Source organism: Microcoleus sp. PH2017_24_DOB_U_A, from assembly GCF_020738205.1.
In the GTDB taxonomy this organism is placed as follows: domain Bacteria; phylum Cyanobacteriota; class Cyanobacteriia; order Cyanobacteriales; family Microcoleaceae; genus Microcoleus.
Window position 1 is genome coordinate 1 of sequence record NZ_JAEQCT010000022.1, and the last position, 5,042, is coordinate 5,042.

Annotated in this window: 2 protein-coding genes; both read left to right on the plus strand. The window is 45.5% G+C overall.

Annotated elements, in window-relative coordinates; genetic code table 11:
• Positions 1-316 precede the first annotated feature (316 nt).
• Positions 317-3,511 (plus strand): CHAT domain-containing protein, encoded by a 3,195-nt coding sequence (locus JGK07_RS04000; protein ID WP_293226779.1) that lies wholly within the window; start codon positions 317-319, stop codon positions 3,509-3,511.
• Between the two features lie 574 nt (positions 3,512-4,085).
• A complete protein-coding gene (locus JGK07_RS04005; protein WP_293186941.1) occupies positions 4,086-4,814 on the plus strand; it encodes a response regulator transcription factor in 729 nt (242 codons plus the stop codon).
• Positions 4,815-5,042: the final 228 nt, after the last annotated feature.

A 5,042-nucleotide genomic window follows, 5' to 3' on the forward strand; every position in this document is an offset into this window, starting at 1 on the left:
GAAGTTGGTGCATTTGGCTTTTGGGATTTTAAAGTCCCAAAAGCCTTTCGATCCCAATTATTTACTTGCTACCCCTTGACAGCTCAAGACAGTATCTACAGGAATCAATGTCAATGGATCGAACACGAACGAGACAAATTGTAGGGATCGTACATTTTTATTTATGGTGAGCTTGCTGCAAAAAAAACATCCCAAAATCCTGTAGGGGCGGGTTCGCCAACCATCTACAAAATCCACAAAAAATCTCAAAAACCCGCCCCATCCCCGCCATTATTTACATTGACAATTCCCTAAAAAATAAGACATCAACCTATAGATGAAATATCCAATATTAAGCGCCTACAATACTTTCAATACAGCACCGATCGCCCTTTGGTCATTTGATGCAGCAGGAAACTTGGCGAGCGATCGCCCGGATCTCCCTCCAGCACTGCTAATTGACAGCGTTTGCCGTGCTGTTGAGCGATCGCAAAACGGGCCGCAAGAAAGCCTGCTGCTGACAGGAGGTTACGTTACTTTCCCAGTCACTCCTTTGCTGGATGTCGGCACGGAAGACTTTTCTGTGTGTGCGTGGATTCGCACGGGTGATTTGGGTATTGTCAAGATTATCGATAAACGGATTCAAAATTCTGGCCCTTTACGGGGTTGGGCTTTATTTCTTTATCACGGTCAAATTAACCTGCAAATAGCCGATGGAAAAAGTTGGGTAAACTCTGGTAGCGAATATTATTATACAAAAATTGATACTTTCCCTGTTATTAGCGACAACCAATGGCATCACGTTGGGGTTGCTGTCGATCGCGATCGATTGGATGGAGGGCGCTGGTATGTCGATGGCAAGGAAGTAGATTGGCGGTTCAACCCAACAGGGCAACAGAGTTCACTTATCAATAGTATACCCCTGACTGTTGGCAGGCGATCGGACGATTTTGGTGGCATTTATCGAGGCAATATTGGAGATATTCGGCTCTACAAACAGGCGCTGTCGGCGGCAGATGTGTTGTCGATTTACCGCTCGATTCAGTCTCCTATTAATAATAAATTTTTTGTTAACATTCTGAAGAGACCAGAAATACCGCGCCCGGAGCAAGATTCGTTCTCGGAAAGTGATAGTATTTCCGTGGAAAGATACTCGCAGGCGATGGAATACTATCAGGAGTCGCTCAATATTCATAGAAACAACGGCAACGGCTACGGAGAAGCAAATTCTTTGAACAATCTAGGCAATATTTACAGCGCGCTGGGGGAATACTCGCAAGCAATTGACTCTCACCAGCAAGCGCTAAATATTCAGCGAGATATCGGCGACTGCGCTGGACAAGTGGATTCTTTAAACGCTTTGGGCAATATTTACAATGCTTTGGGGGAATACTTGCAAGCAATTGAGTGCCACCAACAGTGTTTAAAGATTGAGCCGGAAATCGGCAACCTCTATGGAGAACCTAATTTCTGGCGCGATTTGGGGAGTGCATATCATTCCCTGGGCGAATACCAGCAGGCGATCGAATGCCAACTTCAGTCTTTAGATATGGCAATAAAACTCAACTCTAAGCATAGAGAATTGAACTCCTTAAACGCTTTGGGACGTACCTACGTTTCCCTGGGACAAAATCAATTGGCGATCGAATACTGTGAGAAGTCCCTGAATCTTGCACCGAAAATTGACAGCCGCTTTGGGGAAGCTAATTCTTTGGTGATTCTGGGTAATGCTTACAGTAATTTGGGGCATTACTTGCGGGCGATCGCATTTTACAAACAATCCTTAGATATTCAACAGGAAATTGGCGATCGCTCTGGGGAAGCAACTTCCTGCCGAAATTTGGGCAATGCTTACCGCTGTTTGGGGCAGTACCAGCGGGCGATCGAATACAGCCGCAAGAGTTTGGAGATCGCGCGGGCGATCGGCGAAACCGCATCAGAAGGGGCAACTCTCAACAATTTAGGACTTGCTTTATTTGACTTTGGCAAGTTTGCAGAAGCTGAAACAGTCCTGGGCGATGCAATTCAAACTTGGGAATCGCTGCGGGGAAAATTGAGCGATCGCGATAACTTTAAAGTATCTATTTTTGAAACCCAAGCCGCAACTTACCGCCACTTGGAAAAAACCCTGATCGTCCAGAAAAAAACCAAACAGGCGCTGGAAATTGCGGAGCGGGGGCGGGCGCGGGCGTTTGTAGAATTACTGGGTGCTCGGTTATCTGCCAATTCAGATGCGATACCCGATATTAAGCCGCCTAACATCGATCGCATTCAAGAAATTGCCAGAGCCCAAAATGCAACTTTTGTAGAATATTCGATTTCTTTTTTAGAAGAACTCTTTATTTGGGTAATTCAGCCCACGGGTGAAATAGCCTTCCGCCAAGTTGACATCAACTACGAACATACTTCGCTCAAAGAGCTGGTTGCCGATTCTCGCGAGGCGATCGGCATCAGGAATCGCGATTTCAATCCCACTCTAAAAATGTACCCAGGTGATTTAGTCAAACTCCACGATGATGCGCCGAATTGGGAACCTTGGCAAGTAATATCTGTTGATAAAACTCACAACATTCTCTCGCTCTGCCAATCCTCTTGGCCCGCAGGGTTGACTATTAAGAGGCCTGCAATTGATGTAGCAGCAAAAGTGGAATCGAGCCTCACCAATCACCCTCGCTTGCAAAAACTCCATCAACTGCTAATCGAACCGATTGCTGACTTGTTGCCGACAGATCCAGCAGCTAAAATTATCTTTATTCCTCAAGGCGAACTGTTTTTTGTGCCGTTTCCGGCGCTGCAAGATGCTGCTGGAAAATACTTGATTGAAAAACATACTATTTTGACTGCTCCTGCAATTCAAATTCTGGAATTAACGAGTCAAAAACGACAAGAAATTTCTAATTTAGCTGGGGATATTTTAGTAGTAGGAAATCCGACAATGCCTGAAGTTGCTCTGGTACCGGGCCAAGCTCCGCAGCAGTTGTCTGCTTTGCCGCATTCAGAAACCGAAGCTAACGCGATCGCCAAATTGTTCCAAACCCAAGCCCTGACGGGGAATTCGGCTACCAAATCTGCCGTGCTTCAGCGGTTGTCAGACGCCCGCATTGTCCATTTTGCCACCCACGGATTGCTCGATCGCACTCGCGGACTCGGCAGTGCGATCGCCTTTGCACCCGATCGCACCGATAGCGGTTTGCTGACGGCTGAGGAAATTTTGCACCTGCACCTCCAGGCGGATTTGGTGGTTTTGAGTGCTTGCAATACCGGCATGGGGCGGATTACCGGTGACGGGGTTATCGGCTTGTCTCGCGCTTTAATTTCGGCTGGTACATCCAGTGCGATCGTCTCTTTGTGGGCGGTGCCAGATGCTCCTACAGCCGATTTGATGGTGAAATTTTATCAAAATCTCGATCGAACGGGCAACAAAGCTCAAGCCCTGTGCAGCGCCATGCTGGAGACAATGCAGCAGCACCCAAACCCCAGAGATTGGGCAGCTTTCACCCTGATCGGCGAAGCTTCAACAGTTGACAGTTGACAGTTGACAGTTGACAGTTTGAGAGCGACCTCTACTTATAAGTCCGAGGATTGGAGTAATGAATAGTCTGATTTCAACCAATTCTTTCTGGTAATGGGGAGTTTCGGTTAAATTTTGTAAAGAATTGCCAAATCCCGCGAAAAAATTAGTTTTTTGGCTGAAATCTCCACAGAAAGGCGATCGCGCCTGGATAAGTCATGTGTCGATTTAATTTATTGACAAAAATACCTCGGCGATCGAAATCGGGGCCACCACAGGGGGATTGGTCTCAACTTAATCCTGGAACTGTTGATAAATCTTGCTTTCAGCCGAGGCCAGATCCCCCTAAATCCCCCTTAAGAAGGGGGACTTTGATCGGATTCTTGTCCCCCCCTTGTTAAGGGGGGCTAGGGGGGATCTGGCCTCAGAGAAAAACGAGATTTTTCAATGCTTCCAGGTTTAAGTTGGCACCAATGCCACAGGGGGATTGCCTACAAAAACTTTAGCCCGCCGGAGGCTGACTAAAGAATAAAGACTGTTTTTTAGACAGCTTCGCTTTCTTAACTTTGCACCATTAACAATTGAGTTAAAAATTATGAAAATCTCTGCCGCTCAAAACACCAAAATTCTAGTTGTAGAAGACGACGCCCCCGTCCGCAATCTAGTCTACCGCTTTCTAAAGCAGAGATATGAAGTACAATTTGCAGCCGACGGCCAAACAGCCTTAGAAATATTTGATGAATTCAACCCAGTTCTCGTGATTTTAGATTGGAATTTGCCCGATACTACAGGCTATAAACTTTGTCAAGAAATGCAAAAGCGGACGAATGTTTTAGTCACGATTCTGAGCAGCCGCACCGCCGAAGAAGATCGAATTAAAATCCTAAAAGCAGGTGCTGACGATTTTATGTGCAAACCGTTCAGTATTGAAGAATTAGCAGTTAGAGTAGAAGTCTTGTTGCGGCGAGGGAGAACCGTCAACCCGCGCAGCCTTGTCTGCGGTCAACTAGAAATTGATTTAATGAGTAGGGAAGTAAGATGGCAGGATAAAACTTTGACTCTAACCAAATTAGAATATGAGATATTGTGTTTTTTGGCAACTCATTCAGATGAAGCTTGGACTCGCCAACAGCTAATCGAAAAAATTTGGGGCTGGAAATGCAATTATGGATCAGAAGAGCGAGTGGTGGACGTACATATCGGCCAGATTCGCAAGAAAATGGCTAAAGTCGATCGGGCTGTGCCAAATTTTATTCAAACAATTCGCGGATACGGTTACACATTTGCTCCGAATGCTCGCAATCACAGGATATTTTCCAATTAGGATGGAATAGGAAAAGTCTTTGCAATCAAATAATTTGGACGCTGCTCAGAGGAACATCCAAATTATTTTGGCCATTCAAGTTTAAGGTATGTAGTTGCGCTTCAGCGCTCCGATCTTATATATATTAAAAGCGCTATTATTGTGGCAATACAAGTCTATTGAATAAATAATGTCACCTTCTAAAACAAAGGTATGTAGTTGCGCTTCAGCGCTCCGATCTTATATAGA